The organism is Nonomuraea sp. NPDC049709, assembly GCF_040674815.1.
GTDB lineage: Bacteria > Actinomycetota > Actinomycetes > Streptosporangiales > Streptosporangiaceae > Nonomuraea.
In genome coordinates this window covers 21,332-46,465 of record NZ_JBFANM010000025.1, presented here as the reverse complement: position 1 = coordinate 46,465, position 25,134 = coordinate 21,332, and the positions used below count along the sequence as shown (strand labels likewise).

General features: G+C 71.0%; 27 protein-coding genes, 4 tRNA genes and 1 riboswitch. Of the genes, 17 read left to right on the top strand and 14 right to left on the bottom strand.

What is annotated here, in order from left to right; all coding sequences use genetic code 11:
• Positions 1–8: 8 nt before the first annotated feature.
• Positions 9–206, bottom strand: a riboswitch (cobalamin riboswitch).
• A gap of 4 nt (positions 207–210) precedes the next feature.
• The 6 genes from AB0J69_RS25440 to AB0J69_RS25415 all read right to left on the bottom strand — a co-directional run bounded on the left by AB0J69_RS25440 (position 211) and on the right by AB0J69_RS25415 (position 5,855).
• Positions 211–1,176, bottom strand: a complete 966-nt coding sequence (locus AB0J69_RS25440; protein ID WP_364121843.1) for a tripartite tricarboxylate transporter substrate-binding protein — start codon at positions 1,174–1,176, stop codon at positions 211–213.
• A 97-nt stretch (positions 1,177–1,273) separates the two neighbouring features.
• A complete protein-coding gene (locus tag AB0J69_RS25435) occupies positions 1,274–2,035 on the bottom strand; it encodes an SAM-dependent methyltransferase (RefSeq protein WP_364121840.1) in 762 nt (253 codons plus the stop codon).
• Between the two features lie 60 nt (positions 2,036–2,095).
• Positions 2,096–3,916, bottom strand: a complete 1,821-nt coding sequence (gene glmS / locus AB0J69_RS25430) for a glutamine--fructose-6-phosphate transaminase (isomerizing) (RefSeq protein ID WP_364121838.1) — start codon at positions 3,914–3,916, stop codon at positions 2,096–2,098.
• Between the two features lie 12 nt (positions 3,917–3,928).
• On the bottom strand, positions 3,929–4,204 hold the full coding sequence (locus AB0J69_RS25425; RefSeq protein WP_364121835.1) for a hypothetical protein: 276 nt from the start codon (positions 4,202–4,204) through the stop codon (positions 3,929–3,931).
• A gap of 69 nt (positions 4,205–4,273) precedes the next feature.
• Positions 4,274–5,059, bottom strand: a complete 786-nt coding sequence (locus AB0J69_RS25420; protein ID WP_364121832.1) for an ABC transporter permease — start codon at positions 5,057–5,059, stop codon at positions 4,274–4,276.
• Positions 5,049–5,855 carry an ABC transporter ATP-binding protein gene (locus AB0J69_RS25415; protein WP_364121829.1) on the bottom strand — a complete coding sequence of 269 codons (807 nt, stop codon included), beginning with the start codon at positions 5,853–5,855 and terminating at the stop codon, positions 5,049–5,051. Before AB0J69_RS25415 ends, AB0J69_RS25420 begins: the two co-directional genes overlap by 11 nt.
• A 56-nt stretch (positions 5,856–5,911) precedes the next feature.
• Between AB0J69_RS25415 and AB0J69_RS25410 the strand changes: the two genes are divergently transcribed.
• The 13 genes from AB0J69_RS25410 to AB0J69_RS25350 all read left to right on the top strand — a co-directional run bounded on the left by AB0J69_RS25410 (position 5,912) and on the right by AB0J69_RS25350 (position 12,298).
• Complete coding sequence (locus tag AB0J69_RS25410; RefSeq protein ID WP_364121826.1) at positions 5,912–6,520, top strand: TetR/AcrR family transcriptional regulator; 609 nt, start codon at positions 5,912–5,914, stop codon at positions 6,518–6,520.
• Between the two features lie 64 nt (positions 6,521–6,584).
• Entirely contained in the window at positions 6,585–8,861 is a 2,277-nt protein-coding gene (locus AB0J69_RS25405) for a peptidoglycan recognition family protein (RefSeq protein ID WP_364121823.1), read from the top strand.
• A 90-nt stretch (positions 8,862–8,951) separates the two neighbouring features.
• A tRNA-Gly gene (locus tag AB0J69_RS25400) sits at positions 8,952–9,023 on the top strand.
• A gap of 15 nt (positions 9,024–9,038) precedes the next feature.
• A tRNA-Cys gene (locus AB0J69_RS25395) sits at positions 9,039–9,109 on the top strand.
• Between the two features lie 50 nt (positions 9,110–9,159).
• Positions 9,160–9,231 (top strand) — tRNA-Gly (locus tag AB0J69_RS25390).
• Between the two features lie 19 nt (positions 9,232–9,250).
• A tRNA-Val gene (locus tag AB0J69_RS25385) sits at positions 9,251–9,325 on the top strand.
• 232 nt (positions 9,326–9,557) lie between these two features.
• Positions 9,558–9,812, top strand: coding sequence for a hypothetical protein (locus tag AB0J69_RS25380; protein WP_364121820.1), 255 nt, complete (start codon positions 9,558–9,560; stop codon positions 9,810–9,812).
• A gap of 40 nt (positions 9,813–9,852) precedes the next feature.
• A complete protein-coding gene (locus AB0J69_RS25375) occupies positions 9,853–10,299 on the top strand; it encodes a DUF6879 family protein (protein ID WP_364121818.1) in 447 nt (148 codons plus the stop codon).
• A gap of 9 nt (positions 10,300–10,308) precedes the next feature.
• On the top strand, positions 10,309–11,157 hold the full coding sequence (locus AB0J69_RS25370) for a helix-turn-helix transcriptional regulator (RefSeq protein ID WP_364121815.1): 849 nt from the start codon (positions 10,309–10,311) through the stop codon (positions 11,155–11,157).
• 59 nt (positions 11,158–11,216) lie between these two features.
• Positions 11,217–11,432, top strand: coding sequence for a hypothetical protein (locus tag AB0J69_RS25365; protein WP_364121812.1), 216 nt, complete (start codon positions 11,217–11,219; stop codon positions 11,430–11,432).
• Positions 11,433–11,467: 35 nt separating this feature from the next.
• Entirely contained in the window at positions 11,468–11,623 is a 156-nt protein-coding gene (locus AB0J69_RS25360) for a hypothetical protein (RefSeq protein ID WP_364121809.1), read from the top strand.
• Positions 11,620–11,907 (top strand): hypothetical protein, encoded by a 288-nt coding sequence (locus tag AB0J69_RS25355; protein WP_364121807.1) that lies wholly within the window; start codon positions 11,620–11,622, stop codon positions 11,905–11,907. Before AB0J69_RS25360 ends, AB0J69_RS25355 begins: the two co-directional genes overlap by 4 nt.
• A 238-nt stretch (positions 11,908–12,145) precedes the next feature.
• Positions 12,146–12,298, top strand: coding sequence for a hypothetical protein (locus AB0J69_RS25350; RefSeq protein WP_364121804.1), 153 nt, complete (start codon positions 12,146–12,148; stop codon positions 12,296–12,298).
• 256 nt (positions 12,299–12,554) lie between these two features.
• On the opposite strand, the gene AB0J69_RS25345 is transcribed toward AB0J69_RS25350, so the two are convergent.
• The 5 genes from AB0J69_RS25345 to AB0J69_RS25325 form a co-directional block, all read right to left on the bottom strand.
• The gene (locus AB0J69_RS25345; RefSeq protein ID WP_364121802.1) at positions 12,555–12,845 is read right to left on the bottom strand and encodes a hypothetical protein; all 291 of its coding nucleotides are present in this window, start codon (positions 12,843–12,845) and stop codon (positions 12,555–12,557) included.
• A 42-nt stretch (positions 12,846–12,887) separates the two neighbouring features.
• On the bottom strand, positions 12,888–13,538 hold the full coding sequence (locus AB0J69_RS25340) for a GNAT family protein (protein WP_364121799.1): 651 nt from the start codon (positions 13,536–13,538) through the stop codon (positions 12,888–12,890).
• Between the two features lie 294 nt (positions 13,539–13,832).
• On the bottom strand, positions 13,833–14,603 hold the full coding sequence (locus AB0J69_RS25335) for a DeoR/GlpR family DNA-binding transcription regulator (RefSeq protein ID WP_364121796.1): 771 nt from the start codon (positions 14,601–14,603) through the stop codon (positions 13,833–13,835).
• A 20-nt stretch (positions 14,604–14,623) separates the two neighbouring features.
• Complete coding sequence (gene pdxA / locus AB0J69_RS25330) at positions 14,624–15,646, bottom strand: 4-hydroxythreonine-4-phosphate dehydrogenase PdxA (RefSeq protein ID WP_364121793.1); 1,023 nt, start codon at positions 15,644–15,646, stop codon at positions 14,624–14,626.
• A complete protein-coding gene (locus AB0J69_RS25325; protein WP_364121790.1) occupies positions 15,643–16,830 on the bottom strand; it encodes a four-carbon acid sugar kinase family protein in 1,188 nt (395 codons plus the stop codon). Before AB0J69_RS25325 ends, pdxA begins: the two co-directional genes overlap by 4 nt.
• A 296-nt stretch (positions 16,831–17,126) precedes the next feature.
• Here AB0J69_RS25325 and AB0J69_RS25320 point away from each other — a divergent pair, with 296 nt between their 5' ends.
• The 3 genes from AB0J69_RS25320 to AB0J69_RS25310 all read left to right on the top strand — a co-directional run bounded on the left by AB0J69_RS25320 (position 17,127) and on the right by AB0J69_RS25310 (position 20,891).
• Positions 17,127–17,894 carry an aldolase/citrate lyase family protein gene (locus tag AB0J69_RS25320; protein ID WP_364121787.1) on the top strand — a complete coding sequence of 256 codons (768 nt, stop codon included), beginning with the start codon at positions 17,127–17,129 and terminating at the stop codon, positions 17,892–17,894.
• 93 nt (positions 17,895–17,987) lie between these two features.
• Positions 17,988–19,985, top strand: a complete 1,998-nt coding sequence (locus AB0J69_RS25315; protein ID WP_364121784.1) for an AAA family ATPase — start codon at positions 17,988–17,990, stop codon at positions 19,983–19,985.
• A 120-nt stretch (positions 19,986–20,105) separates the two neighbouring features.
• Positions 20,106–20,891, top strand: a complete 786-nt coding sequence (locus AB0J69_RS25310; RefSeq protein WP_364121781.1) for a hypothetical protein — start codon at positions 20,106–20,108, stop codon at positions 20,889–20,891.
• A gap of 136 nt (positions 20,892–21,027) precedes the next feature.
• Here AB0J69_RS25310 and AB0J69_RS25305 read toward each other — a convergent pair whose 3' ends face one another.
• Both AB0J69_RS25305 and AB0J69_RS25300 read right to left on the bottom strand, forming a co-directional pair.
• Positions 21,028–21,339: a DUF6401 family natural product biosynthesis protein gene (locus tag AB0J69_RS25305; protein ID WP_364121778.1), complete on the bottom strand. Its 312-nt coding sequence runs from the start codon at positions 21,337–21,339 to the stop codon at positions 21,028–21,030.
• A 40-nt stretch (positions 21,340–21,379) separates the two neighbouring features.
• Positions 21,380–22,534, bottom strand: a complete 1,155-nt coding sequence (locus AB0J69_RS25300) for a 4-hydroxybenzoate 3-monooxygenase (RefSeq protein WP_364121776.1) — start codon at positions 22,532–22,534, stop codon at positions 21,380–21,382.
• 79 nt (positions 22,535–22,613) lie between these two features.
• Between AB0J69_RS25300 and AB0J69_RS25295 the strand changes: the two genes are divergently transcribed.
• The gene (locus tag AB0J69_RS25295) at positions 22,614–23,363 is read left to right on the top strand and encodes an IclR family transcriptional regulator (RefSeq protein ID WP_364121773.1); all 750 of its coding nucleotides are present in this window, start codon (positions 22,614–22,616) and stop codon (positions 23,361–23,363) included.
• Here AB0J69_RS25295 and AB0J69_RS25290 read toward each other — a convergent pair whose 3' ends face one another.
• A complete protein-coding gene (locus tag AB0J69_RS25290) occupies positions 23,364–25,130 on the bottom strand; it encodes a thiamine pyrophosphate-dependent enzyme (protein WP_364121770.1) in 1,767 nt (588 codons plus the stop codon).
• Positions 25,131–25,134 lie beyond the last annotated feature (4 nt).

Here is a 25,134-nt window from a genome sequence, read left to right as displayed (position 1 = left end):
CGGGACACACGGCCCGGCACGACGCTGGCAGGTCTTCGGGCTCGCGGGCGCGCTCCATGGCTCCTACTGACCGTCGCTTCCCGGATCTCTCCAGTGCACAATGACGGCGGTCGTTCCCGCTCACCGCTGCGGGGCAGCCCCGGAATCTCACCGGGTTCCCTTTTGCTCCGCCTCCGGAGAGGCGAACCAGCGACGACCAGGATCCTACATCTAGTGGCCGTTCCCGCAACTACCCCAGCATGTTGTGGCTTTGGTGGTGTCGAGCAGTCCGAGGTCCCGCAGGACCGCGCGGGTGCGGGCGATCTCGGTGCCGACCCAGCGGGCGAAGTCGTCGCCGACGAGGGGGATCGACAACCAGCCGGCGGCCCGGCAGGCCGCCTCCCAGCCGGTCGAGCCGATCACCGCTTCGCACATGCGCAGGGCGGCCTCGCGGCTCTCGTCGGCCATGTCCTCGGATCCGAAGGCGGCCACCCAGTCCGTGAAGTCCACCCGCACGCCGCACTCCAGCAGTGTCGGCACGTCGAGGTCGGGCACGCGGGTGGCCGAGGACACCGCCAGCGCCCTGACCCGGCCGCGGCCGATGCCGGCGCGCCAGCCGGTCAGCGGGCCCGCGGCGGCGGCCCCCTTGCCGGCCAGCAGCGCGGTGGCCGCCTCGCCGCCGCTGGGGTAGCCGGTGTACTCGACCTGCCTGGTGTCCGCGCCGAGGGCCTTGGCGATCAGGCCGAACAGCAGGTGGTCGGGCTCGCCCTGCGGCCCGCCCACCAGCGGCGTCCGGCCGGGCGAGGCGACCAGCCGGGCACCGAAGTCGTCGAAGTCCTTGACCGGCGAGGCGTCGGGCACGACCACGACCTCGACCTCACCGCTGAGCCTGGCCAGTGGGGTGCCGGTGTCGAGCAGGCTCTGGCCGTTGTTCAGCTCGGCCGCGGCCAGCGCGGGCAGGCCGGTCACCGTGATCGGCGTGCCGGCGCCCGACTCGAACCCGGCGGTCCGGGCCGCCCCGGCGAACGCCCGCCCCACGGGGGCCCAGCGCGGTCCGCTCGGATTGATCGAGAAGCCGGTACGCGGCACGCCCCCGCCGGTGCGCTCCGTACCGCACCCGGCGGCGCAGGCCGTGACTCCCAGCCCCCAGACCAGGAACCGCCGCCGGCGCATCTGCTTCTCCCCGGAATCCCCCATTACTCTAGGTTAATAACCCATTACACGCCGCTATACACCCGGGTCGCGACGAACACAACAAATCGCTTTTCTTCGCGCTTTTTCGTGATTTTTAAACTTATTGGGTTTTCTTGCCGACCCCGGCCATGAGTGACGACGGCAACGACCAGTCGCCCACCAGCTTGGGCCGGTCCGGACGCCAGTCGGTGGCCTGCACGAGCCCCGGCGGCTCCAGCGGGAACCCGCCGAAGAACGCGCGGATCCGGGCCGGGGTCCGGTCGGTCCCGTCCCGGGCGGAGGAGCCGCCGCGCTCCTCGTCCTCCAGGTGCGCCATGGTCGTGGCGTGCGAGATCACCAGATAGCCGCCCGGCGCCATCCGCTCGCGGAGCACGCCCACCGCCTGCTGGGGGTGGGCGGAGTCCGGCAGGAAGTGCAGGATCGACACCAGCAGCACGGCGATCGGCTGGTCGAGGTCCAGGAACTCACCGGCCCCGGCCAGCACTTCCGCGGGATCCAGCAGGTCGGCCTGGACGAAACGGGCCCTGCCCGGTGCGTGCCGGAGCAGGGCCGTGGCGTGGGCGGCGACGACGGGGTCGTGGTCGACGTAGACGACCCGGGCCTCCGGGGCCACCTCGTGCGCGCTGCCCTGGGTGGGCAGCCCGCTGCCGAGGTCGAGGAACTGGCGGATCCCGGCACGCGCCACGTAGCGCACGGCGCGCTGGAGGAAGGCCCGGTTCGCGCGGGCCAGCGCGACCGCCTCCGGGATCAGCTCGGCGAGCTGGTCAAGGGCCAGACGGTCGACCGCGAAGTTGTCCTTCCCACCGAGCATGTAGTCGTACATGCGTGCGGGATTGGGCCTCTGTTGGTCGAACTTCCGCACAGTATCGAATTTATGTCGTCGCAAGCCAGATAACGATAGTTTGCGCTGAATTGGACTCAGTTACTCAACCGTTACGCTCTTGGCGAGGTTGCGTGGCTTGTCCACGTCGCGGCCCAGCGCGACCGCCGCGTAGTACGCCAGGAGCTGGAGGGGAATCGTGAGCAGGATGGGGTCGAGCTCGATCTCGTTCTTGGGGATCACGATCACGTCGTCGGCCAGCTTGGCGTCCGGCTGGCGGTGGCCCACCATGAGCACCTGACCGCCGCGGGCGCGGATCTCGCCGAGCGTGGTGAGGTTCTTGTCGAGCAGCTCGTCGTCGGGGACGATGGCGACCGTCGGCATGTCGGGGCCGATCAGCGCGAGCGGGCCGTGCTTGAGCTCGCTGGCAGGGTAGGCCTCGGCGTGGACGTACGAGATCTCCTTGAGCTTCTGCGCGCCCTCGCGGGCCACCGGGTAGCCGCGCACCCGGCCGACGAACATCATGCTCGCGTGCTTGGCGTACTTGTCGGCCAGCTCGGCGATCTTGTCGCCCTGCGCGAGGATCTGCTCGATCTGCCCGGGCAGCCGGCGCAGGCCCTCCACGATGCGCCGCCCGTCGGCCGGCGACAGGTCGCGCACCCGCCCCAGGTGCAGCGCCAGCAGCGCGAACGCCACCGAGGTCGAGGTGAACGCCTTGGTCGAGGCGACCGAGACCTCGGGGCCGGCGTGCAGGTAGATGCCGCCGTCGACCTCGCGGGCGATGGCGCTGCCCACGGCGTTGACGATGCCGATGACCCGGCCGCCCTTGCGCTTGAGCTCCTGCACGGCAGCGAGGGTGTCGTAGGTCTCCCCCGACTGGCTGATCGCGACGTAGAGCGTGTCGGGATCGACGACGGGGTTGCGGTAGCGGAACTCGCTGGCCGGCTCGGCGTCGGACGGGATGCGCGCCAGCTCCTCGATGAGCTGCGCCCCGATCTGGCCCGAGTAGTACGCCGACCCGCAGCCGATGATCTTCACCCGCCGGAAGCCCCGCGTCTCGCGGGCGTCCATGTTGAGCCCGCCGAGGTGGGCCACGTGGAAGCGCTCGTCCAGGCGGCCGCTCATGGTGCGGGTCATCGTCTCGGGCTGCTCGGAGATCTCCTTGAGCAGGTAGTGCTCGTAGCCGCCGGTGTCGTAGTGGCCGGCGTCCCAGTCGACGGTCAGCGGCTCCTTGGCCGTCTCGCGGGCGTCGCTGGCGAAGGTGTGGAAGCCGTCGGCCTTGAGCACGGCCAGCTCGCCGTCCTCCAGGTGCACGACCTGGCGCGTGTAGCGGACCAGCGCGGAGACGTCGGAGGCGGCGAACATCTCCTTCTCGCCGATGCCCAGCACGATCGGGCTGCCGTTGCGCGCCACGACCACCTCGCCGGGCCGCTCGGCGTCGATCACGGCGATGCCGTACGTGCCGACGACGCTCTTGAGCGTCTTCCTGACGGCCTCCTCCAGCGAGTCGTTCTCGTCGGCCGCGTGGGCGATCAGGTGCGCGAGCACCTCGGTGTCGGTCTCGGAGGCGAACACCACGCCGTCGGCCTCGAGCTTGGCGCGCAGCTCGCCGGCGTTCTCGATGATGCCGTTGTGCACGACCGCGATGCGCTCGTCGGCGGACAGGTGGGGGTGGGCGTTGACGTCGCTCGGCACGCCGTGCGTGGCCCACCTGGTGTGCCCGATGCCGAGGTTGCCCTTGAACCGCACGGGCACGACCTTGGCCAGGTCGGCCACCCGCCCCTTGACCTTGCGAACCTTCAGCCCCTTGTTGGACACCACGACCCCGGCCGAGTCGTAGCCCCGGTATTCAAGCCGCTGCAGGCCCTCCAGCAAGATGGGCGCCGCGTCCTTGGGGCCGACGTAGGCCACGATTCCGCACATCGAGGTCTCCTCTTATCCGTAGACAATCCTGCGTAGCTGCCGCAGGGACAGCTCCGGCGCCGCCACCCGGCGGCCCCGTAATTCGCCGGCGATCCGGGGGAAGATCTCGTCGTTGGTATATCCGCGCGTCTTCAGCTCGCCGTGACGGCGCCGGACGAACTCCTCGACGGACTCGGAGAAGTACGACAGCACGTCGGCGACCACGCGGGCGGCCTCGCCGGGGTCGAGCGGGCTCGTCCTCGTGAGGTGGGTGATGAGATCTTCGTACGGATGCCGTGCCGTGGACACAGACGAGGACACTACGACTCTGGAACGAGACACGCCAACATCCTGCCCGATATCGGGCAGGAATTAACTCTATAGCGCGCTCGAACGGCCCCAACCCCTGGCGAACCGCCAGCAGGCGAAGGCTCCGGCGGCCGTTCCGAGCCCGGCGAGCACCGCCGCGGGCCCGGCCGTACCGGCGACGTCGCCCCGCACGGCGGCCTGCAACATGATCGTGGCCCAGTAGCCGGGCGAGATCGGCGCGACGGCCTGCGCCCAGGACGGCATCAGCGCGAACGGCACCAGCGCCCCGCCCAGCGCGCTGACCGACAGGGCCGCGATGTTGCACAGGGTGCTCAGCTCGCCCTGGCTGCGTACGACGCCGGCGACCGCCGTGCCCGCGCAGAGCAGGACGAAGCACCAGACCACCACGGCCAGGGCGAGCGGCCACAGCGGCCCGGCCGGGCGCATGCCGACCGCGAGCACGCCGTAGACCAGCAGCGCGGCCTGCTGGACGACGAGCACGGCGAAGACGGGCAGGGCCTTGCCGATCAGGATCTCGGGAACCGCGGCCCTGGTCGACCGCAGGCGCTCCCAGGTGTGCCAGGAGCGTTCGGTGAGCGAGGCGTTGGCGACGTCGGCCATGGACAGCACCGAGAACATCACCAGCAGGCCCGTGACCGCCTGGGTGGCCTCGCCGAGCATGCCCTTGAAGATCAGCATGAGCACCATCGGCATGACCAGGTAGCTGACGAAGTGGGCGGGGTCCCGCCTGCGCAGCAGCGCGTTGTGCCGGGCCAGCACGGCGACGCGCCGCAGCGACGCCCGCACGGCGACGCCGCGCGCGCCCTCGATTTCCCGGCTCGGTTCACGACGCATGGGACAGCTCCCGGTAGAGGTCGTCGAGGGACGGCTGGCGGATGTCGATGCCGCGTACCGGGCGGTCGAGGTCGCGCAGGAGGGCGGCCAGGGTGGCGGTCGGGTCGGTGGTGGCCACGGTGATCTCCTCGCCGCCCTCCACGGTGACCCTGACCTCGCCCGGCAGGTCCTTGAGCAGCTCGGCGCCGGTGCCCCTGGCGATCACCCGGCCGTTCCTGGCCACCGCGATCGTGGCCGCCAGCTCGGTCAGCTCCGGCAGGTAGTGGGTGCAGTAGACGACAGTCGCGCCGCCGTCGGCCCGGCGCCGCACCGCCGCGAGCAGCGCGGCGCGCGTCCCGGGGTCGGCGCCCGCGGTGGGCTCGTCGAGGAGCAGCACGTCGGGGCCGGGCAGGAGGGCGGTGGCGGCCTGGACGCGGCGCTGCTGACCGCCGGACAACACGCTCACCCTCCGGTCGAGGACATCGGTGAGCGCAAGCTCCTCGGCCGTGCCCCCGACGGCCGCCGCCAGGGGCGGTCCGCGCAGCCCGGCGAGGCCGCCGAAGAGCCGTAACGTCTCCCGTACGGTGATCGTGGGGTAGAGCGCGAGCTGCTGCGGCGCCACCCCCACATCGCCCTTGACGTGCACGTGACCGGCATCCGGCGCCGTCAGCCCCCCGGCGATCTCGAAGAACGTGGTCTTGCCCGCCCCGTTGTGCCCGACCAGCCCCGCGATCTCCCCTGGCTCCACCCGCAGGTCGAAGCCGTCCAGCGCGGTGACGGCACCGTACCGCTTGACCAGCCCGCTCGCGATCAGCATGATGATCGACCTCCCTAGTCTACGATGTAGACTGCTCTACACTGTAGACTGCGGTCGTGCGAAAGCTCAAGACCTCCCGGCAGCCGGAAATCCTCGACGCGGCGCTCGCGATCGCCGACGAGCGCGGGCTCGACGCCCTGTCCATGCGGGCCGTGGCGGAGCGGGTCGGGGTGACGCCGATGGCCCTGTACGGATATTTCCGGAACAAGGATGAGCTGCTCGACGGCCTGGTGGGGCGCCTGCTCACCGAGCTGGCCCCCTCGGACCCCGGGCGGACGTGGGAGGAGCGGCTGGGCGCGATCGCGTGGGCGACCCGGCGGGTGGCCCGGGAGCACCCTTCGGTCTTCCCGCTGCTGCTGTTCCGCGCCTCGGTGACGCCGGACGGGGTGCGCGTGGTGGACCTGATCTACCAGGCGCTCCTCGACGCGGGGGTGCCGGATGCCGACGTTCCGCGGATCGAGCGGCTGGTGAGCACGTTCGTGCTGGGCTTCGCGGTCTCGGAGGTGAACGGGCGGTTCTCCGGGGCCTCGAACGAGACGCGGGCGCGGCGCGGGGGCGACGCTCCGGCGCATCGGCGGCTGGCCGGGCACCTGACTCCCGATGACTGGGATGCCGAGTTCGCCGCGGATCTGGCTGATCTCATGCGTATCATCCGACCCGTCTGACACATCCCTTTCTGGGAATGGTTACGGTGAGTAGTCGTATCGTGACGTTCCTGGGGAGATGTTCATGCAGCTCTGGCTCGCCGCCGTCCTGGCCGCCGGCGTCCTCACCGCACCCGCCGACGTCCTGTCCGCCGCTTCCACCGGACCGCCGCTCACCGCATCGCAGGGTCTCGGCACCGGGCAGGCGTCGGGGCGGGAGGCTTCGGGGCAGCAGGCTTCGGGGCGGCAGGCTTCGGGGCGGCAGGCCGACTTCGCCGCGGCCGCGCGCGAGTACGGGGTGCCGGAGAGCGTGCTGCTCGGTGTGGCGTACCTGGAGTCCCGGTGGGACGCGAACGGCGGGCGGCCGAGCACGGCGGGCGGCTACGGCCCGATGCACCTGGTGGACGCGTTCCCCGCCGACGCCCGCGGCCACGGCCACGCCGCCGGCCCCGCGCACGCCGGTTCGCTGGACACCCTGCACGGCGGCGCCGCGGGCGGCGGCTCCCGTGACTCCCACGGCGACCCCCACAGCGGCCTCATCGGGGACCCGCGCGGGGACGATCGCCGCCCGATGGGCCGCACGCTCGCCGAGGCCCTTTCCCGCTCGGCCCTGCGCACGTCGGCCGCCCAGCCCCGTACGACGCTCCCGGAGGCGGGCCGCCTGATCGGCGTGGAGCCCGCCCGGCTGCGGGACGACGCGTCTGCGAACATCCGCGCCGGCGCCGCCCTGCTCGCCTCCTACCAGGACCGGCCGAGCTCCGACCCGGCCGACTGGCACGGGGCCGTCGCGCGGTACGCGGGAACGGAGGACCCAGTGGCCGCCAAGGCGTTCGCGGACGAGGTGTTCTCGGTGATGCGGCAAGGTGCGCAGCGGCGTACCGACGACGGTCACCTGGTGCGGCTGGACCCCGTACCGGACCTGGCGCCCGGCGCCGCCGAGCAGACCGGGTCCACCGCCCAGGCCGCCCCGAACGAGCAGACCGACACCGACCCGGCCCCCGAAACCGCCGGCCAGAGGCCGCAACAGCAACAGCCGCCGCAGATCGAGACCCCGGACGAGACCACCGGCGAGACCCCCGGCGAGACCATCGGTGAGCCCACCTGGGACTCCGCCGACATCAGCACCGCACAAGAACCGGAACTGGCGTGGAGCACGGGCCCCAAGGCGCAGGGCCGGGCGGAGTGCCCCTCCTCCCTCACCTGCGAATGGATGCCCGCCGCCTACAAACGCTTCGGCAAGAAGAAGGACCGCGACTACGGCAACCACGACCACCTGTCCCGCACCCGCTCGATCGACTACATCGTCATCCACGACACCGAGGGCACCTACGAGGGCATCCCCTCCATGATCCGGAACCCGAAGTACGTGAGCTGGCACTACACGATCCGCTCGCGCGACGGACATGTCGCCCAGCACGTGCCGACGAACGACATCGCCTGGCACGCGGGCAACTGGGATGTCAACACCCGTTCGATCGGCATCGAGCACGAGGGCTACCTGGCCAAGGGGGGCGCCTGGTACACGGAGGCGATGTACCGGTCGTCGGCCAGGCTGGTGAAGTACCTGGCCACCAAGCACGACATCCCGCTCAACCGGGCCCACATCCTGGGCCACGACAACGTGCCGGGCACGACCCCGCAGACGGTGGCCGGCATGCACGAGGACCCGGGGCCGTACTGGGACTGGGCCCACTACTTCGAGCTCATGAACAAGCCGTTCAAGGCCGCCAAGGAGGGAGATTCCATCATCATCCGCCCGGCGTACGCCACCAACCGCCCGCGCTTCACCGGTTGCGTGTCCACCAAGCCCGCCCAGCCCTGCCCCGCGCACGGGGCCGCGACCGTCTGGCTGCACAAGTCGCCCAGCGAGAGCGCTCCCCTGGTCACCGACCTGGGCAAGCACCCGGGCAAGCCGAGCACGTACAGCGTGTACGACCACAGCGCCCGCGCCTCGACCGGCCAGCGCTATGCCGTCGCGGGCAGGCAGGGGGACTGGACGGCGATCTGGTACCTCGGGCAGAAGGCCTGGTTCCACAACCCCGCCTCGAACCCGACCGCCGTTCCGGCCAAGGGCCCGATGGTGACGCCGCTGTCGGGTCAGGTGAAGGTATACGGGCGCGCGTACCCGGAGAAGTCCGCCTACCGGAACGGGGGGTTCCAGCCGCTGACCCCGCTCAAGTACAAGATCGCGCCCGGGCAGACGTACACGGTGGGTGACACGATCACCGGCTCCTACTACGCCGCCAACGCCTTCAGCCCGTCCAAGCACGTCACCACCACCGGCCGGACCCGCTACCACCAGATCCAGCTCGGCCACCGGGTGATGTTCGTGATGGCGAAGGACGTACGGCTGATCGACTGAATTTGGCCCGCCCGCCCGCTCGGTGCGCACGGGCACTCCGCGAAGACGATATGGTTTTCCCGTGGCCCGGGCGCACGCCCAGGGCTTCACGCGGAAGTGGCTCAGTGGTAGAGCATCACCTTGCCAAGGTGAGGGTCGCGGGTTCGAATCCCGTCTTCCGCTCGGAGCAAGACTCCTGGTGGAGTGGCCGAGAGGCGAGGCAGCGGCCTGCAAAGCCGTCTACACGGGTTCAAATCCCGTCTCCACCTCGGCAGATCTGCGGAGCCCCCGGGATCCGCTAAAGTAAGTGCAACACCATGCGGAAGTGGCTCAGTGGTAGAGCATCACCTTGCCAAGGTGAGGGTCGCGGGTTCGAATCCCGTCTTCCGCTCTGAGTCCCAACTCAATACGGACGATTAGCTCAGCGGGAGAGCGCTTCCCTGACACGGAAGAGGTCACTGGTTCAATCCCAGTATCGTCCACCAGTCTCCATAGCAGACCAGGTCTGACCTGGTCAAACAGGAGTCATAGCCCCAGCTCACGGCCTATGTCGGGAGTCTGGGGCTTCTTGTTGTTCCGGGTTGATCACGCTTGTTGTGAGTACCCGTGCTGACCTTGTGCTGACCCCGTGATGACGGCAATCCCGCAGTCCCTCTTGACGACCCCTCAGCCACCCTTCAAGCTCGCCTGTGTGCAAGTCTGCGCACATTCGGAGCAGTGGAGGCCATCATGGCGCTACGGTTCATCGGCATCGACGGCACCAGCGAGCACGGCGGCTGCCCCTCGGTCTGGGTCGACGACGAAGACGGAAGCTTCGTGATCCAGGGGATCACGGTCACAGACCCGGCCGAGGTGGCGCAGGTTGTAGCACGCAGCCCTCTCGCCCCGGGCGAAATGATCGTTAGGCTTCCAGCGCACATGCGTGGCTACCTCCTGGAGGCGTGTGGTGAACGCGACCCCGACGTTGAATGAGCTGCTTAGGCGCTGTACGCGCTCAGCGGTGCATCTAGAGATGCGCGACAGCTACGGCTACTCAAGCCCCGGCTATCGCGCTTGGAGGGAGAAGGTTCCCTTCGACCGGACCGACTTCGACGCACCATGGGTCAACCTGATCAAAGAAACGGTCGGCCGAGGCGTTGTTGTACGTCGCGCCCGCATCATCTCTGAGCCCGTCAGCGACTACATCCGCTACGAACACGCCGCTACGCCGTACGCCAACTTGGCAGGCGGCGAGTTCGTCCGCTGGCTTCCCCGAGCCAGGACATCCGACTTGGCCTTGCCGGGCAATGACTTCTGGCTCTTCGACGAACGACTTGTGCGCTTCGGCCTGCACTCAGGAGAGGGTGAGGCTACTGGGCATGAGGACTGGGACGATCCAGCCGTGGTCAATCTGTGCTCCTCTGCCTTCGAGGCCGTCTGGGGACGCGGCATCGACCATGTGGACTACAAGCCGGCCTGATTTCTGCGCGTGTCCACATCACCTTCATCCAGCGCCCACGAAGCCCGCCTGGCCATCGGGAAGCGTCTACGAGAGATACTCCGGGACTCCGGCATCAAGGCCAGAGCGCTGGCTCAAGCAGCCGGTTGGGACGAGTCCAAATGCTCCCGCCTCATCAACGGTCGTACTCTGCCGTCTGACGACGACATACGGACCTGGTGCCAGATCTGCGGCGCCGAGGAAGAGATCCCCGACCTGATCGCGGCAAGTCGCGACGCCGACGGCATGTACATGGAGTGGCGACGCCTGCAGCGCAGTGGCATGAAGCGGCTGCAAGAAACGCGAGTCTCCCTGTACGAACAAACTCGGCTGTTCCGCTTCTACTGCTCCCAGTTCATGCCTTGGCCTCTGCAAACGCCCGGCTACATGCGCGCCGTTCTGTCGGCCTTCGCCGACTTCCATGAAGCTCCACGCGACATCGACGAGGCCATCGCGGCCCGCGCTGCTCGTAGCAAACTGCTCTACGAGGGTGACCACCGCTTCGCGATCGTCATGGAAGAGTCCGTCCTACATGATCGGATCGCGGACGATGACGTCATGGCCGGGCAACTCGGCCAGCTCCTAGAGGGCATGTCTCTTCCCTCCATTTCCCTCGGGATCATTCCGTCCGATGTGCGTCGCACCCTTTGGACCATGGAGACCTTCTCCATCTATGACGACAAGCGCGTCTTCGTGGAACTCCTCTCAGCGGGGGTGACAGTCACTCAGCCAAGAGAGATCGCGTTGTACATCAAGGGCTTCACGGAACTGGCGTCCCACGCGGTGTACGGCAACAAGGCCCGCGCCTTGATCACGGCCGCACTCGCGTCCCTTGGTTGATGGCGCAAGTTCGTACAAGTTCGTTGAGCCTCCAAGAGGCCGACTTCTACGGTCAACCCATGGCGATCACCCAACCAACAGGATCAGGTGGCGTTCTGCTCTGTCGACCCATCACCGAATTGAAGGCGATGGAGCAGAACGAACGTCTTGACCTCGTTCTGTCGCATCTGACGGCCACAGGCGTCCACGCGCAACTGATCAAGCGGCAAGCTTCTACTCGGTGCACAGTCACGCTCTACGCGACCGGCGAGCGCCTATGGCATCCCCGGAACTGACCATCTTCGCGGACGCGGGATGGACGCTCGCTGTCGTGACCATCGGGGAACGCTCGGGTAGCTATCTCGTCGAGCTGCCCACGGTTGGCCCCAACAACCGGCCGGGGCCGAAGCGGATCGAGGTCGTTCCGGCGACGATGCCCAACCGAGTGGCCATCCTGGTCGCGGACAACGCGGGGGTGGCCGCGTGAGCGCCCAGAAGGTGGTTGCGGCACTTCCCCCGATCGTGTGGGTGGTCCGATCCGTTGACAAGACCGAGTACGGGATGCTGGGCAGCATCAAGGCATTCTCCATGCACAACCAGGGCGGCTACTGGCGTCTTGACCCCCGCCTGCCCGATCAGAAGGGCATGCCCCAGTCTTCCCGAGAGTTCCGGGAACCAGCGGATGCGAAGGCGTGGGCGGAAGTGCTGCGCAAGGAATGGATAGACGCGCTGCAAACGCCCTACACAGGGCAGTTCAGCCGGGCGTCATAGACGCCCCCGGCTGCGGAGACGGTCTGATCGCCACCCCCGCAGCCGGGGTGCCAGAGCCCCCGGCCAGACAGGCAAACGAACCCTGCCGTGTTTCCTGCCTGATGGATCGCGTATCCCGCGCGATGGCCCGCCCTCTGGCCGGGGGTTTCTGTCTCTTAGTTAGTTCAGTGTCGCTGGCGCGAGAGCTGCCGATGCAACTACGTGGAGTGCAGCCGGCCGTAACGGAAGGTGCAGAGCCGTGGGAGCCGAGATGACCGTACAGATTCTTCAACGGACCGGCGTCTTGCTGGCCATGTGCCCTCTGGTGTTCCTGGCCGCACTCATCGTGCAGTCGTTCATCGACGACTGGCGCGACGGCTGGCGCCCGTGGAAGGGCGCGGAACGCCCCTAGACAGCCCCCGCTGAGATGTCCCGCTGGTTCTCCCTCAGCCGGGGTGTAGAGGCTCCGGAGGCTTCCCCACCGGGGCCGGGGTTCCTGGCCGTCACGTCGAGAAGCGGCGGTGCGGCCAGGGCTCCACCAACTTCCCCAGCAGAAGGAAGGAGAGTGCCCATGCCCGAAATCCTGACGTCTCCGGAGGAGACCGAGGCCGACGCCACCGAGGCGACCGAGGAGGAGAACGACCACTAGAACGGCAAGACGCCTACCCTTACTCACACGCCCCGCCGCGTCCGGTGCCGGGCGAGCCGGCCACGATGTCGGAGGCGGCGATGCCCTTGGCGTTGAACTGGAAGGTGCCCTTGCGGTCCTGGATCTTGGCCTTGCCGCTGCCGGAGATGGTGGTGGTCTCGGTGAAGCGCACGCCGTGGCCGGTGGTCAGCTTGCTCTTCAGGGCGCGGACCGGGTCCTTCGGGGCGGCCTGCGCGGGGGCGGCATGAGCTGGGGCGGTTGCCAGGAGGGCGCCGCAGGTCAGCAAGGTTGCGGTGATCGTCTTCTTCATGGGAGGTGATCATGCCGGAGGCCGGTCACGGGCAGGCCACGGTCACCGCTGCGCCGGGCCGATGCCCCGGCGTTCGAGGATCCGGGCGAGCCGCTTCTCCAGGTGTGACCGGCATTCCGGCCACTCCTCCGCGATCACCGAGAACACCGCCGAATCGCGGAGGCGGCCGTTCTCACCCGGCGCCCACGACTGTGACCAGCTCCGCAGGACGCCCTCGAAGCGGGCGCCCACCGCCTCGATCGCGGCGCGGGAGCGGGTGTTGCGCGCGTCCGTCTTCAGGTCGACCCGCGCGACGTCCCACTGCTCGAAGGCGTGCCGGAAGAGCAGGTATTTCGCCTCCGTGTTCAGGCCGGTGCCCTGCGCCGGGCCCGCCAGCCAGGTGAACCCGACCTCGACCGCGCACAGTCGTTCCCCGTCCGGCCACAGGCGCGGATCCCAGTAGGCCGTCGCCCCGACCGCCCGGCCCGTCGACGTCGCCACCTGCGCGTACGGAGCGAGCCTGCCCGTGGCGGCGCGGGCCAGCTGGGCGTCGACGTACGCTCCGACCTCGGCCGCCGTCGGCACCCAGGTGAACGTGTACGAGCCGCGATCCTCCTCGGCCGCCCGGGCCAGGTCGGCCGCGTGGCGGTGGTCCAGCGGCTCCAGGCGCACGAGCGTGCCCTCCAGCACGGGCCCGTCGAGTTCGAAGGTCACCGGCGCATCCTTGCCGATTCCGGAGGCGGGGGTCAACGCGATTCGGCTGGCAGGTGCCGGTCGGGGTGCGTCGCGAGATCATGAAACCCGTTGGTGCCATGGCCGGGGTCGCCGGACCTGGAGCTCGCCGTGCTGGGGCGGCGGTCTTTGGTCGGTGCCCGCGATCTGGGCGCGTGGTGATGACCCGGATGAGGGGTGGTCTGGTCTGTGGCGGCCGGCCGTCGGACCGTCGAGCCGTCGAGCCGTCATGATCGCCCAGCGTCCCGCCGGAGCGGGGCGTGACGGGGCCGCCGGCTAGGAGGCCGCGACTATGGTCGTGACGCCTTTAGCGGTGAAGGGTTCGAGGTCGTCGTCGGTGGCGGACGCGTCCGTGACCAGGGTCCAGGTGCCGGGCATGCGGGCCCAGGCGTGGAACGGGCGGCGGCCCAGCTTGGCGGCGTGGACGAGCAGGTAGACGTGGCGGGAGCGGTCCATCATCAGCTCCTTGAACCTGGTCTGCTGCAGGCTCGCCTCGCAGATGCCGTCCTCCGCCGTGACCCCGTCGGCGCCCAGGAACACGCGGTCGAACGTCATCCGGCTCAGCGCCGCCTCGGCCAGCGGGCCCACGAAGCCGTGGCTCACGTGGCGCAGGGTGCCCCCCAGGCACTCGACGTGCACGCCCGTCGCGCCCACCAGCTCCTGCAGCGCGTTCAGGCCCGTGGTCGCCACCGTCAGATCCGACGCGTGGCGCAGCTCGTGGGCCAGCGCGCCCGTGGTGGAGCCGGAGTCCAGCAGGACCGTCTCGCCGGGGCGGATCTGGGCGGCGGCCCACGCGGCGATGGCGCGCTTGGCCTCGAACGCCTCCCCGATGCGCTGCCGCAGCGACGCCTCCGGGTGGGTGACCACGGCCATCGCGCCGCCGTACGTGCGGGCCAGCAGGCCGGCCGCCTTCAGGTGCGCGAGGTCGCGGCGGATGGTGGAGGGCGTCACGCCGAGCTGGTCCGACAGCTCCTCGACGCTGGCCAGGCCGGTGCTGGTGGCCAGGCGGACGATCTCGTCACGGCGAATCTGCGCTGCGCGGCCCATGGGTGTCCGGTCCTCTCCCGTCACAGCTCCTGCACGCCCTCCCGTCGCAGGCCCTGCGCGGATGACAGCTCGGCCGCCTGGCGGAGGGCCTCGATCATGCTACCCGCGTCCGCGACGCCCTTCCCGGCGATGTCGAACGCGGTCCCGTGGTCCACCGAGGTCCTGATCACGGGCAGTCCGACGGTGATGTTCACGCCCGCCTCCAGGCCCAGGATCTTGACGGGGCCGTGGCCCTGGTCGTGGTACATGGCGACGATGAGGTCGTAGTCGCCGCGGCCGGCCAGGAAGAACGCCGTGTCGGCCGGGAGCGGGCCGTGGACGTCCATGCCCTCGGCGCGCAGGCGCTCGACCGCAGGGACGATCTTCTCCTCCTCCTCGCCGTACCCGAAGAGGCCGTTCTCGCCCGCGTGCGGGTTGATGCCGCAGACGCCGATCTTGGGGCGGTCGAGGCCGGAGCCGCGCATGGCCGCCTCTCCCCTGCGGATCGTACGTTCGACCAGGCCGGGTTCGATGCGGGCGACGGCGTCGATGAGGCCGACGTGGGTGGTGACGTGGATGACCTTGACCTTGGGGGTCGAGAGCATCATCGACACCTCCTCCGTGCCGGTGAGGTGGGCCAGGAGCTCGGTGTGGCCGGGGTAGAGGTGGCCGGCGGCGTGCAGGGCCTCCTTGTTCAGCGGCGCGGTGCAGATCGCCTCGACCTGACCGGACATCGCCAGCTCGCTCGCCAGGCGTACGTACTCGTACGCCGCGTTCCCCGCGACCGCCGACACCCGGCCCCACGGCAGGTCGTCGGGGAGCACGCCGGGGTCGATGACGTTGATCCGGCCGGGCTCGAACCCGGCCTCGGCGACGCCCTCCACGGTCGCCACCTCGGCCCGGACGCCCAGGACGGCGGCGGCCTTCCGCAGGCGGCCGGCGTCGCCGATGACGACCGGGCGGCAGAGCTCTGTTGTCGCGGGGGCCAGCAGGGCACCCACGACGACCTCGGGTCCCACGCCGACGGCGTCCCCCATGGTGAGGGCGATGAGAGGTGTGCTCATGTCAGCCTTTCGGGTTCTGGGTCGGACAGGTGGGTGACTATGCGGAGAAGGCTGTCGCGATCGCCGAAGCTGCCGGGCCTGGTGACCACCGTGTGGCCTTGGGCGGTGTGGCTGAGGACAGCGCCGTGGTGGATCTGGGCCATCGGGCGCAACTCCTGGACGGTGAGCGCGTCCAGGACCCTCCTCGCGGTCTCGCCGCCGGTCAGGACGAGGTTCGCGGGCCGGCCGGCGAGGGCGTCCGCGACGATGCGGCCGAGGGAGGACGTGAGGGCGGGCGGGGGCGGTCCCGTCACCGTCACGGTGAGGACGGTGGGGGCGGTGGCGAGTGCGGCTCGTACGCGTCGGGCCGCGGCTCGCGGGGTGCTCAGGTCGCTGGTGGAGAGGGGCACGGGGGTGGCGGCGCCGTGCTCGGTGAGGAGTCTCGCCTGGGTGGCGGCACCGGGGTCGGCGGTGCCCACGACGACGAGCAGGGGCATGCCGCCGGGCGGGCGGCGGGAGGACGGCGGCGGGTCGAGGGGTGCGGGCGTGCCGATGGGCGAGGTGCGGCCGAGGGCTGCCGCGAGGCCGCCGGCGCCGATCAGGCGGGTCCCCGGGCCGGCCTCCAGCGCGGCGGCCACGATCGCGTCCAGGTCGTCGTCGGTTTGCGCGTCGCATACCGCCACCCGGCCGGCCGCCTTGCCGAGTGCTCTGGTCAAGGCGGCGTGGCCGGCGCGGACGGTGGCGAGGGGCACGAGGGTCGACGGGGTCGCGCCGAGGGCCTCGGCGACGGAGGCTGGGGCGGGGCGGCGTTCGGCGTGCCAGGCGCGCGTTTCGCGCAGGGGAACGCCGTGTACGTACGGGACGCCGCCCACGACCGTGCGGCCGGCGGCGGGCAGGGCGGGCACGAGCACGGCGGGGGCGTCCAGGCAGGCGGCGGCGGTGGCGGCGACGTTCCCGCGCAGCAGCGAGTCGATCTTGACGAAGACGCGGCGGCCGGCGGCGTGCCGGAGCGCCTCCCGTACCAGGTCACCGGCCCTTGGATGGTGCCGGCTGTCGAGGTCGGCCACCAGCACGGGCGGTCCCACCGGGTACGGCGGACCGGACAGCGCGATTCGCGCGGCACCGCCGGAGGGCATGAGCAGCGCCGCCGTCTCGGCCGCCCCGGACAGGTCGTCGGCCAGGGCGAACACGGATCCCTCGGCCACGTCCGCACCTCCGTCCCGGCTATCGCGATGCGTGAATCACGCGACAAGCATTGCACGAAACGCGCAGATCATGCCACAGTGGCGGCAGGTGCGGTCCTGGCCGCCGGAGGCGCCCGCGCAGCCGACCGACGAGGAGCCGCGCGCAAGGCGCGGCGTGTCCCAGGCCATCCGGCCGGAATCGCGCTGGAGGCCGGGGCGCCGCCTGTGACGTCGTGGGCGCGACGTTGCGCGGCCCGATGCCGGCGGACAACCGTTGAGCCACGCACGTACACCACCGCAGAGGAGATCGACAGCCCATGACCGCAGCAGAGCTCGCCAGGAAGATCCGCGCCCGGGAACGGTGCCTCGGCTACTGGGTGATGCTGGACGCCCCCGTCGCCACCGAGCGGCTGGCCCGGCTGGGGTACGACTACGTCGCCATCGACGGCCAGCACGGGCTGATCGGCGACGCGGGGCTGCTGAGCAACCTCATCGCCGTCGACGCCGGCGGCCGCTCGGTCGGCATCGTACGCGTGGCGTCCGGCGACCCGGCGGTCATCGGCCGGGCACTGGACTTCGGCGCGGGCGGCGTGATCGTGCCGCTGGTCGACTCGCCCGAGGACGCCGCCCGTGCCGTCTCCGCGGCCCGCTACCCCGCCGGGGGCCGCCGCTCGTACGGGCCCATGCGCTCCATGCTGCGCATCGGCCCCACCCCGGCGGAGGCGGACGAGAGCGTGCTGGTCCTGGCCATGATCGAGACGCCCGGCGGCCTGGCCGCCATCGAGGAGATCTGCGCCGTCCCCGGGCTGGACGGCGTGTACGTCGGCCCCTCCGACCTGTGCCTGGCCGTGGGCGGCCGGTTCCCGAACGACCCCGAGGTGGCCGGCGTCTTCGAGGCGGCGCTGGAGAGGATCCGTACGGCCGCCGCGAACGCGAGCATCGCGGCCGGCATCCACAACGCCACCGGTGAGCAGGCCGCCCGGCGGCTGGCCGAAGGGTTCACGTTCGCCACCGTGGCCTCCGACCTCGTCCATCTGGAGCAGGCCGCCGCGGCACATCTGAAGGCGGCGCGAGGCGAGTCCTGATCTTCCCCTGCCACCGCCGTTCCACGGCCATGGAACGGCGGTGGAACGCGGTGTCACGCCAACCAGTCGAGGGGGCGTGACGCCGGGGGAGAGATGACCGACGAGAACGGGGTGTTGATCAGGCTGGCCGGGTGCTTCTCGGTCGAGCGCAACGGGGTGCCGTACCCGCGGGGAGCGGTGGGCGGCAAGGCGAGGAGGCTGTTGAAACTGCTCGCGGCCGAGCGGAACGGGACGCTGGCCGCGGATCGCGTCGCGGAGGAGCTGTGGCCCGGGGGCGGGCCGAAGCGGCCGGTACAGAACGTCGCGACGCTGGTCAGCCGGTTGCGCGGGGCGCTGGGGAGCGACATCGTGACCGGCGGTCGCACCGGGTACCGGCTGGGCCGGCCGCCCGGCGTGCGGGTCGATCTGGACCTGGCGGCCGGGCTCGTCGGCGAGGCCGAGGGGTGCCTGGCCGCCGGGGAGCCGGTGCTGGCGGGCTCCGCGGCCGGGCGGGCGCTGGAGCTGCTGCACGACGGCGTGGTGCTGGCCTGCGAGCCGGACGCGCGGTGGGTGGCGGCGATCAGGGAGGAGGCGGCGGGGCTCGTACGGCGGGCCCGGCACGCGGCCGCCGGCGCCGGACTGCATGGGGCCGGGGTGAACGGTGCCATGTTCGCGAAGGTTCGGCGGGTGGCCGAGGCGGCGGTGCGGGCGGATCCGTTCGACGAGGTGGCGTACCGGCTGCTGATGCGGGCGCATGTGGCGGCGGGCGAGCCGGCGAAGGCGCTGCTGGCGTACGAGCGGCTGCGGCACCGGCTGGCGACGGAGCTGGGCACGGACCCGGCGGCCGAGACCCGGGCCGTGCACCTGGCCATCCTGCGCGAGGAGCCGCCGGCCGGGACCGCCCCGAGCCTGGCCCCGGTCACGGGGGCGGTTCCCCTGCGCCGGCAGTCGGCCACGGGGCCCGTCCCCCGGACGGAGGCGACGGCCGAGATCATTCCCCATCCGGAGGTGGCGCGTGGCCGGGCCGGCCCGTGGGAAGCGCCCCTACGGGTGGCCGGGCCGGGGCCGGTGCTCGCCGGGCGGGACGAGGAGCTGGCGCGGATCTCGGGGGCGTGGTCGCGGGCGGTGTCGGGGTGCACCGGGGTGCTGCTGATCGCCGGGGAGGCGGGCGTCGGGAAGTCGCGGCTGGCCGTCGAGGCGGAGCGGATGGCGGGGGCGGCGGGCGGGATCGTGCTGCGGGCCCGCTGCCACGAGATCGAGCGGGCGTTGTTCCTGCAGCCCGTCGTTGACGCGCTGCGCCCGCGCATCGTCCACCTGGCGGGGAACGTGCTGAAGGATCTGGTGGGCGGCTGGGCCACGGCCCTGGAGTCGCTGGTGCGGGGGCGGGCCCTGGAGCGCAGGTACGCGTACGAGGCGGTGTCGGCGTTCCTGCGCGCGCTGGCCGCCCGCGAGCCGGTGCTCCTGGTGCTGGAGGACCTGCACGCCGCCGGGTCGGCCACAGTGGAGCTCGTGCACTACCTGGCCAGGCGCTTGTCGGGGGTCCGGCTGCTGGTCGTCGCCACGGCGCTCACCGGCGAGGACGGGGCCGTCGACGCCCTGGCCGGGGTGGCGGAGGTGGTGCGGCCGGGGCCGCTGCCGCTCGAGGCGGTGCGGGAGCTGGCGGGGGACGCGCGGCTGGCGGAGGAGGTGTTCCGGCGGACCCGGGGGGAGCCGCAGCTCGTGACCGCCCTGCTGGACGGATCGCCGCCGGGTGAGGAGGTGCCGTCGGCGGTGCGGGCGATCGTGCTGGGCCGCCTGCGCGGGCTGCGCGAGCCGGTGCGGCGGGTGTTGCGGGCGGCCAGCGTGCTGGGCGGGGCGTTCGATCCCGTGCTGCTCGGCGAGCTGCTCGGGCTGCCGCCGCACGAGGTGGCGGGCCACTGCGAGCGGGCGCTCGGACGGGGGCTGCTGGTGGTGCGCGGCAGCGCGTACGAGTTCGCGAACGCCCTCGTCCGCGAGGTCCTCTACGCCACCACCCCGGCCCCCACCCGCCTGGCCTACCAGCACCGGTCGCACCGCCCGCTGAGCCCGCCCCAGCCACCGCCCGATGTCCCCGCCCGGCGCACGGCGGGGTGAGTCGATCACCCACATCATGCAGGGGATATGTAGCCATCTGCGAACTTTTGGTGGCGCTGCGTGTATATCCCGTTTCACTCCGGGTAGCGCCGATGCATTGGCTCCTCGGAGGAGGAAACCGTGGACATCGACATAGGCCAAGGCATTTCTGACGCCTGGCGGAATATCGCGACGTTCGTTCCGAAGCTGGTCGGCTTCCTGGTGATTCTCGTCATCGGGTGGATCGTGGCCAAGGTGCTGGAGAAGATCGTCGACAAGGTGCTCGAACGCGTCGGCTTCGACCGGGCGGTGGAGCGCAGCGGCGTGCGGCACTGGCTGGAACGCAGCAAGTACGACGCCAGCAGCCTGATCGCCAAGATCGTCTTCTACGCGATTCTGCTGATCACCCTGCAGATAGCCTTCAACGTCTTCGGGCCCAACCCGGTCTCGGCGTTGCTGGCCGGCGTGGTGGCCTGGCTGCCCAAGGCCCTCGTGGCCATCGTGATCATCGTGGTGGCCGGTGCCGTGGCCAAGGGTGTCAAGGACATCGTGGCCGGGATGCTCGGCGGGCTGTCGTACGGCCGCTGGCTGGCGACCGCGGCGGCGGTGTTCATCTGGGCGCTGGGCATCATCGCCGCGCTCAACCAGATCGGCGTGGCCACGACCGTCACCACGCCGGTGCTGATCACGGTGCTCGCCACCATCGGGGCGATCGCCGCGATCGGCTTCGGTGGCGGGCTCATCCGGCCGATGCAGCAGCGCTGGGAGCGCTGGCTGGGCCGGATCGAGCAGGAGGCCCCGCAGGCCAGGGCGCATGCGGAGGCGTACCAGAGGGGGCGTGAGGACGCCCGCTCGATGACGGAGGAGACGGCGCCGATCCGGACGACCCAGGGTGGAGCGCACCGCTCCGACCTGCCTCCCGGCTGACCCCGCCGAAAACCGCGCCTCCGGGTGCCCCGGGCCCGGCCCGGGGCACCCGGCGTTCCGCATCAGGCCGGACGGCGGGCGGGGGTCAAGGCCGGGCGGGCAGGCCGGATGAGCGGGACGCCGGGTCTCGGACGGGTCAGGCCGGGTGGCCGTCTTCCAGGAGGCCCAGCTCGCGGGTCAGCCAGCACACCGCCGTCAGCCGCAGCGACGGCGCGTCCGGCTCGCCGCTGAAGACCCAGCCCCGGTGCCGGAGCTCGTCCAGGAAGCCCAGCAGGTAGTCGCCCAGCGTCTCCCGGTCCATCGGGATCGCGTCACGCAGCACAGCCGCGTGCTGGTCGACCGCCGCGACCAGTCCCGGGTCGGCGCCCATCCGGGCGAGCTGGGCGTCGCCCAGGGCGTTCATCAACCAGCGCAGGGGCGAAACCGCCCAACCCTCCTCGAAAACCACCAACTAACTCTAAAGCATCTCCCAAGGTCAGCGGCCCTTTTCACGGCAGGCCCACGTAGTTCTCCGCCAGCGTCGTGGCCGCCGCCTCGGACGAGGTCACGTAGTCCAGGTACGACAGCTGCAGCCGCCGCGCGTACGGGTCGTCCTCCTCGAACGTGTGCAGCAGCGTCGTCATCCACCACGAGAAGTGCTGCGCCCGCCACACCCGCTTCAGGCACGCCTCCGAGTAGCCGTCGAGCAGCTCGGCCGAGCCGTCCCGGAAGTACGCGGCCAGCGCCTCGGTGAGCACGCGCACGTCGGCCACGGCCAGGTTGAGGCCCTTGGCGCCGGTGGGCGGCACGATGTGGGCGGCGTCCCCGGCCAGGTAGAGATGGCCGTACTGCATCGGCTCGGTCACGAACGCCCGCATCGGCGTGATGCCCCGCTCCGTGATCTCGCCGGTGGCCAGCTCGAAGCCGGGCACGGTCTCCAGCCGCTCCTTCAGCTCCGCCCAGATGCGCTCGTCCGGCCAGTCCTCCAGCCGGGCGTCGGCGGGAACTTGCAGGTAGAAGCGGCTGACGGTGGGCGAGCGCATGCTGTGCAGGGCGAAGCCGCGCTCGGTCCTGGCGTAGATCAGCTCCTCCGAGGACGGCGCCACCCGAGCCAGGATGCCGAGCCAGGCGAAGGGATATTCCCGCTCGAAGACGCTCAGGACCCCCTCGGGGACGGACGGCCGGGACACGCCGTGGAAGCCGTCGCAGCCGGCGATCACGTCGCAGTCGAGCCGCTCGCCGCCGAACGTCACGTACGGCTCGGACTCCAGCGAGTGCACCGCCACGTCCTCGACCTCGAAGCGCACGTCCCCGCCCGCCGCGAGCCGGGCCGCGATCAGGTCCTTGACCACCTCCTGCTGCCCGTACACGGTGATGGCCCGGCCCGGCACCAGCTTCTCGAACGGGATGCGGTGGCCCGCTCCCCCGTACCTGAGCTCGATGCCGTGGTGCGGCAGCCCCTCGCGCGACATCCGCTCGCCGACGCCGGCCTCGACCAGCGTGTCCACCGTGCCCTGCTCCAGCACCCCGGCCCGCACCCGGCGCTCGACGTACTCCCTGCTGCGCTTCTCCAGCACCACGGAGGAGATGCCGCGCAGGTGGAGCAGGTGGGACAGGAGCAGACCAGCGGGGCCCGCCCCGATGATCCCGACTTGAGTTCGCATGAGCGAAGCATCCAGCCTCGACCGGGATTCCGCCGAGGGGCGGCTTCCACTGGACGGAAGATTGATGCAGGATTGGCCCATGTCAGGTGGATCCCGCGAGCCCGGGCGCTCGGTGACGTCCAAGGTGCTGGCCCTCCTGAGCGCGTTCGACGCGGCGCACCCGCAGCTCACGCTGACCGAGCTGGCCCGGCGCAGCGGGGTGCCGCTGAGCACGGCGCACCGGCTGGTCGGCGAGCTGGAGGAGTGGCAGGCGCTGAGCCGCGCCCCCGACGGTCGGCTGCGGGTGGGGCTGCGGCTGTGGGAGCTGGGCCAGCTGGCGCCCAACCGGCTGCAGGAGCTGGCGCACCCGTGGCTGCAGGAGCTGTTCGGCTCCACGGGCGAGAACGTGCACCTGGCGGTCCGGGACGGGCTCGAGGTGCTGTACGTGGACAAGGTGTACGGCCGGCGGGCGGTGCCCATCGTGTCCAGGATCGGGGCCCGGCTGCCGATGCATCCGACGGGCGTGGGCAAGGCGCTGCTGGCGTACGAGCCGGACTGGTTCGTCAAGTCCTACCTGGCGCGCAAGCTCGAACGCCCGACCCCGCACACGATCATCGAGCCGGGCCGGCTGGCCAGGGAGCTGGCCTTGGTGCGGGCGCAGGGGCACGCGCTGACGTATGAGGAGATGACGCCGGGCTCATGCTCGGCGGCGGCGCCGATCCTGGTGGACGGGCGGCCCGTGGCGGCGCTGGGCATCGTGCTGTCCTCCCGGCGCGCCCGCGAGCTGCCCCGGCTGGTGGAGCCGCTGCGCGCGGCGGCCGCCGGCATCGCCCGGGCCTGCGCCGCGTGATCAGTCGCCCATCTTCTGGATGCGGTCCTTGAACAGCGTGGTGGCGATGGCCGCCTTGTGCGGCTGCCCCTTGAGGAACGCCTGCGCGAAGCTCTTGGCCTGGTCGTAGGAGACCTTGCCGGGCATGGGCGGCTCGTTCGGGTTGACGTCCACGTCCACCAGCGCGGGCCCGTCGTGCGACAGCGCCTGCCCGATCGCGTGGGCCACGTCCTCCGACTTGGTGACCTTGGCCCCGAACCCGCCGCACGACCTGGCCCAGGCCGAGAAGTCGGCCTCGGGCGAGGCGTAGCGCACGCCGTGCTCCGGGTAACCGAGCACCATCTGCTCCCACAGGATCTGGCCGAGGGAGTTGTTGTTGTTGATGACCACCTTGATCGGCAGCCGGTGCTGCACCGCGGTGAGGAACTCGGCCATCAGCATCGAGAAGCCGCCGTCGCCGACGTACGCGATGACCTGGCGGCCGGGGAAGGCGTGCTGCATGGCGATCGCGTACGGCAGGCCCGGCGCCATCGTGGCCAGCGTGCCCGACAGGTAGAACTCGCGCCCGCCGCGGATCGTCCAGTGCCGGGCGGCCCAGGTGGCGATGGTGCCGCTGTCGCAGGTCATGATGGCGTCGTCGGTCGCGAGCTCGTCGATGATGGACATGACGTACTGCGGGGCGATGGGGTGCCTGTCGGGGTTCTCCAGCGCCTCCATGTCGGCGCGCCACTTCGCCATCATCTTCTGATATTTCGCCAGATGGGCGTTCCCGTCCCGGGGAGACAGCAGCGGCAGCAGCGCCTGCAGCCCCTCCTTCGCGTCGCACACCACCGGTACGTCGGTCGCGATCCGCGCCCCCGCCCTGGTCGGATCCGCCTCGAACTGCACCACCCGCGTGTCGCGCACCTCCGGCAGGAACTTGGAGTACGGGAAGTTCGTGCCGACCATGAACAGCACGTCGGCCTCGTCCATCAGCTCCTCGCTCGGCCGGGTGCCGAGCAGCCCGAGCCCGCCCGTCGTGTACGGGGAGTCGTCGGGGACCACGGCCTTGCCCGGCAGCGTCTTGACCACGGGCGCCCCGAGCGCCTCGGCCACGGCCAGCACCTCCTGCCTGGCGTGCAGCGCCCCCTGCCCGACCAGCATGGCGGGACGTTCGGCCCGGTTGAGCACCTCGGCCGCCCATTCGACGTCCTCCTGCCGCGGGATGCCGGGCGGCTGGAGGTAGACGGGCGCGGTCTGGGGCGCGCGCGCTGGGGCCACGTGCTTGTACGGGTCCGCCCCCGCCTCGGCCACCTGGACGTCGTTGGGCAGCGTGAGGTGGGAGACCCCGCGCCGCGCGTAGGCCGTCCTGATCGCCAGGTCCACCAGCGAGGGGAGCTGGGCCGGGTTGGTGATCATCATGTTGTACTCGGCCACGTCGGCGAACAGCTTGTCCAGGTGCACCTCCTGCTGGTAGCCGGTGCCCAGCACGGACGTCTCCTGCATGCCGGTGATGGCCAGCACGGGCACGTGGTCGAGCTTGGCGTCGTACAGGCCGTTGAGCAGGTGGATGCCGCCGGGACCCGAGGTGGCCAGGCACACGCCGATCCGTCCGGTGGCCTTGGCGTAGCCGGTGGCCATGAAGGCCGCGGCCTCCTCGTGGTGGACGAGGACGAAGCGAACCCGGTCACGGTGCCGCCGCAGGCCCTCCATGATGCCGTTGATGCCGTCGCCCGGCAGGCCGAAGACGGTGTCGACGCCCCATGCCGCGAGCCGTTCGATCAGGGATTCGGATGCGATTCGAGCCATGTGA

Coding starts and splice junctions, on each gene's coding strand:
- AB0J69_RS25440 (WP_364121843.1), bottom strand. CDS start 1,176: ATGGGGGATTCCGGGGAGAAGCAGATGCGCCGGCGGCGGTTCCTGGTC.
- glmS (WP_364121838.1), bottom strand. CDS start 3,916: ATGTGCGGAATCGTGGCCTACGTCGGCCCCAAGGACGCGGCGCCCATC.
- AB0J69_RS25420 (WP_364121832.1), bottom strand. CDS start 5,059: ATGCGTCGTGAACCGAGCCGGGAAATCGAGGGCGCGCGCGGCGTCGCC.
- AB0J69_RS25415 (WP_364121829.1), bottom strand. CDS start 5,855: ATGCTGATCGCGAGCGGGCTGGTCAAGCGGTACGGTGCCGTCACCGCG.
- AB0J69_RS25405 (WP_364121823.1), top strand. CDS start 6,585: ATGCAGCTCTGGCTCGCCGCCGTCCTGGCCGCCGGCGTCCTCACCGCA.
- AB0J69_RS25375 (WP_364121818.1), top strand. CDS start 9,853: ATGCGCGACAGCTACGGCTACTCAAGCCCCGGCTATCGCGCTTGGAGG.
- AB0J69_RS25365 (WP_364121812.1), top strand. CDS start 11,217: ATGGCGATCACCCAACCAACAGGATCAGGTGGCGTTCTGCTCTGTCGA.
- AB0J69_RS25345 (WP_364121802.1), bottom strand. CDS start 12,845: ATGAAGAAGACGATCACCGCAACCTTGCTGACCTGCGGCGCCCTCCTG.
- AB0J69_RS25335 (WP_364121796.1), bottom strand. CDS start 14,603: ATGGGCCGCGCAGCGCAGATTCGCCGTGACGAGATCGTCCGCCTGGCC.
- pdxA (WP_364121793.1), bottom strand. CDS start 15,646: ATGAGCACACCTCTCATCGCCCTCACCATGGGGGACGCCGTCGGCGTG.
- AB0J69_RS25320 (WP_364121787.1), top strand. CDS start 17,127: ATGACCGCAGCAGAGCTCGCCAGGAAGATCCGCGCCCGGGAACGGTGC.
- AB0J69_RS25315 (WP_364121784.1), top strand. CDS start 17,988: ATGACCGACGAGAACGGGGTGTTGATCAGGCTGGCCGGGTGCTTCTCG.
- AB0J69_RS25300 (WP_364121776.1), bottom strand. CDS start 22,534: ATGCGAACTCAAGTCGGGATCATCGGGGCGGGCCCCGCTGGTCTGCTC.
- AB0J69_RS25295 (WP_364121773.1), top strand. CDS start 22,614: ATGTCAGGTGGATCCCGCGAGCCCGGGCGCTCGGTGACGTCCAAGGTG.
- AB0J69_RS25290 (WP_364121770.1), bottom strand. CDS start 25,130: ATGGCTCGAATCGCATCCGAATCCCTGATCGAACGGCTCGCGGCATGG.